Raw genomic sequence first — 2721 nt, 5'->3', positions numbered from 1 at the left:
AGTTCCAGTAATTTAGGTTCAGGGGATCAATTGAATGTCAATTTCAAAGTAGAAAACCTAGGCCCTAATGATGTCACAAGGTCGTTTGCGAGTAGGGTTTATTTGACAAGAGATTCTGTGCTTACAGAAGATGATATTTATCTGACTGAGTTTTCCAGAAATAAATTAATTTCTGGAGAAGTATATGAAACAGGTAAATCGATAAAAATACCTGACTGGATTTCAGGGGAATTTTTTGTATATCTATGGGTGGATTACCGGCAAAATGTAATTGAGGATCAAAACAAAGCCAATAATATTGCCCTGAGAAAGATCAATGTCACAGCTACCCCAGCGCCTGACCTTGTCATCACTGAATTGGAAGCTCCGGAAACTGTCATTTCAGGGGAGAATTTTTATGTCAAATATACCATCGAAAACACCGGTGAAGGTCCAACGAGATCGGAGTGGAATGACGGTTTCTTTTTGAGTACTTCTCCTGTCTTGGCCACAGGTGCCCAGAATATAGGATTCAAAAAAGTGACAAAAATCTTGGCGGTTGGAGAGACTCTTAGGGACAGTGCCTTAGTTATAATGCCGAATAATTTCTCCGGAAATTATTATCTGATAGCCAAAGCAGATTACCAGAATAGAGTATTCGAAGGTTTTAACGGTGGTGAAATCAATAATGAGCGCAATAAGGTAATTCTTATCAATTTATCGGATCCAACAGATTTGACGGTGAATTCATTTTCCATTCAAGAATCTGCTTTTCTTGGCGATGAGACCACTGCTGAGATTGAGGTGACCAATATCGGGGACAAACCTGCTTCGGGAAGGCTTTTCAATGGATTTTACCTTTCTGCTGACCAACAGCTCAATGGTGCTGTAGATCCTTTGGTAGGCAATCAGGAATCGAATGTAAATATTTTACCTGGACAAAGCCGTACCTATAACATCAAAGGTCCGATTTTAAACCTTGATCCTGGAAATTATTTCGGGATTGGCAGGACCAATCTTTTGGCTTCTATCAATGAAGTCAATTATGAAAATAACCTATTGGTTGCTGAAAAACAATTGAATCTAGATGTCAGGTCACTTCCGCTTGATACACCTACTACCAATTCCCTGATATCTGGAACTTGGCGATATTATAAAGTCAATGTTGGGGCAAATCTTGATTTGGTGATTGACTTGAGTTCGAGCAGGTCTGTCGGTTCAAATGATGTTTTTGTGTCTTTCGGTAAAGTACCAACACCCAATGAATTTGATTTTAATGGGATCAATACCAATCGCACCAATCAACGTGCACTTGTGCCCGAAACCAAATCAGGTACTTATTACATTTTGGTTAAAACAGATATTCCGCTTACCCAGAATATTGAATTGCTGGCAAGGGCCTTGCCGTTCAGTATTCTGTCTTCCAATCCTTCGGTCGTAGGAAACGGAACGGTTACCACATCCATTACAGGTGCAGGATTCAAAGCCGGAATGGAGGTTTCATTGCTGAAAGGCGGAACGAAAGTCATCAGTGCAACCCAAGTAAATCTTGCCAATAGCATGAGTGGAAGGTTGGGATGGAGATTGGCCGATGTGGACTTTGGGATCTATGATATGGAAGTCAAGAATCCGGATGGATCTACTGTGATTTTGGAGAATGGATTGGAGGTGGAGCCTAGTACTGGATTCGGAAATTTGACTTATGATATTCTGGCTCCGGATGTGGTAAGAAGAGGGAAGTCAGCATTTTTCAATATTGTATTTAAAAATGAGGGGAATGTAAATATACCCATTTTGAATGCACAGGTTTCAATGGAGGAAGATATTGAAATTTTTGAAATTAAAGTCCAAGGTAAACTTAAAACCAACTCTGGCTTGGATGATTTGGGTAGGTTGCCGGAATCAGTTGATTACACCATTATCAATGGTTTGAAAATCCTCCCTTTGAGTGCCAGAGACATTTATCCCGGAGAAGAATTGTCTGCCAGTTTGTTGGTAGGGAATTTTCAAGGAAGCACATTCCCGATAGAGGTTTCTGCTGTTGGAGCTTCCCCAGCCATAGCTGTTCTCAACCTATTGGAAAAAATTGAAAATACACGGCAGTTGGCTCTTATGACACCTGAGATGTTTTATGAAGATAGGGAATTGGTTGCCAATAAGCCTGAATTCGCTAAGGCTATGCTTCAAAATTACATTGAATTTGGTTTCCTTATGGCCAGCGATACCGTTGGGATTGATTTCTCTTGCGAAGATTGTGAACAAATCACCTCAGGTGAGATCTTGAAACCAGGGGGTAATTTAATAGGGACTTCATTTACTGATGTTTTGACTTTTGGGTCAGGCCAAGAGTATGATTGGCAAATCAACAAATATTCAGGTCAAGCTGGAAACAATCCTGGTTGGGATTTGATCAGAGTAAACAATACACTGAATATAACCGCGACCAAAAATGCTCCATTCACGGTCAAAGTAAGTAGTTTGGATTTTAATGGTAATGCTGGCTACCTGGCAGGTTGGTACCCTGCGGTGGATAAATGTTGGACTATAGTTGTAGCAGAAAAAGGAATTATTGGTTTTGATGCGGAAAAATTTGAAATTGATCTTAATGGTTTCTTAGCCTATAATTTTAGATATAACGGTACTTTCAGAATCCGACAATTGGATGAGTTTACCATTTCATTATGTTTCAAGGCTTATATTCCAGGTCCCGGTGAACAGGGTGTTCCGGGTGCACCGGGTGTT

The 2721-nt window shown here is 40.3% G+C and carries 1 protein-coding gene; it reads left to right on the top strand.

Going from position 1 to position 2721, the window contains the following annotated elements; all coding sequences use genetic code 11:
* The coding region (locus ACEW8U_RS17880) for a CARDB domain-containing protein (protein ID WP_373523421.1) at positions 1–2721 on the top strand (2721 nt) is incomplete at both ends.

Source organism: Aquiflexum sp. (genome assembly GCF_041751335.1).
GTDB lineage: Bacteria > Bacteroidota > Bacteroidia > Cytophagales > Cyclobacteriaceae > Aquiflexum.
The sequence above is the reverse complement of the archived record's forward strand: the minus strand, read 5'-3'. Positions and strand labels throughout refer to the sequence as shown.